Source organism: Cupriavidus sp. L7L, from assembly GCF_004353535.1.
Classification (GTDB): domain Bacteria; phylum Pseudomonadota; class Gammaproteobacteria; order Burkholderiales; family Burkholderiaceae; genus Cupriavidus; species Cupriavidus oxalaticus_A.
In genome coordinates this window covers 1-1,260 of the sequence record NZ_SMNY01000165.1, presented here as the reverse complement: position 1 = coordinate 1,260, position 1,260 = coordinate 1, and the positions used below count along the sequence as shown (strand labels likewise).

Below are 1,260 nucleotides of genomic sequence, written 5' to 3'. Positions count from 1 at the left end.
GGGGACACGCTGACGATTGCGCAGGTTGCCAATGCCCAGCACGGCACGGTCGAGGTTCAAGCTGACGGGCAGGTGCGCTTCACGCCAGACTCCGATTTCTATGGCCAGGCTTCGTTCCAGTACCTGGTCTCCGACCCGTACGGTGGTCAGACCTGGGCCACAGCCTATCTGGAAGTCGCCCACGTCAACAAGGCGCCCGTGATCGAGGCGATCGAATACGGCCGGCCGATCTTCGGCTACTACCATGGCCCATCCCCGATGATTGGGCGAACCTCCGGGCTCAATGGCGCCGAACCCATCTATGCGTCTTCGGATGGCAGTCTGGCCTTCCAGCCGGAACCGAACTATTTCCAGCCCCTTTACGATGAGTCGTTGGCTAAATCGTTGGCGGCGCAAGGTCAGCTTTATGATGCGAATCATGCCGTGTACACGCCGCAGCATTATCAGAACGGCATGCTGAAGCCTCTCGCGTTGACCCAGATCGATTCGATCGAAGGCCTGAGGGACAGCGCTACAGTAGAAGCCAACATGATTTTCTACGATCGCGATGACCCGCAGCGCCAGATGGGGCGCATCATCGCGTACGATCCCGACGGCGATTCGGCCGCCATCGTGATTTCGATTGTGCAGGGCCCGCAACACGGGCACGGCTACGCGAATGCCTACATCGACACGGCGACGGGCTACTTGCGTCCTGACCAGACCGTACTCGCCCAGTATTTGATTGGCGCACAAGATTACTGGCAGTACGTCAGCCACCGAGGCGATCCCTACAACGGTGCGGACAACTTCACCATCCGCATCCAGGATGCACAGGGCGCCTATACCGATGTGGTCGTCAACGCCACGCACAAGGGCACCAATGCCAGCGGCGGATTCGCCCCGATTGTGCTGGATCTGAACGGCAACGAGACAGAGTTGATCGCTGCCGATCAGTCCCACGTCAAGGCGGATGTCAACCATGACGGCCAGACCGAACATATCGGCTGGGCCGCGGCGACCGATGGGGTGCTTGGCTTCGATGCCGACGGGGACGGCAGGATTTCCGTCGAGGAGACCCGGCTGACGAATTTCGCACCTGGGACAAAGACGGACCTGGAGGCGTTGGCCACCTTCGACAGCAACCACGATGGCCAGATCAGCAATGAGGATGCTGCCTGGAGCCGGTTCAAGGTGGTGCAGGATTCCAATGGCGATGGGGATTTTGCCCAGGCCGAGCACAAGACCCTGGACCAGGCAGGCATTGCCGCCATCGGGCTG

1 protein-coding gene is annotated in these 1,260 nt (G+C 60.5%); it reads left to right on the top strand.

The window, feature by feature from the left end:
- Positions 1 to 1,260, top strand: a 1,260-nt coding sequence (locus E1J61_RS37715; RefSeq protein ID WP_165971638.1) for an Ig-like domain-containing protein, incomplete at both ends; no start/stop codon positions are given.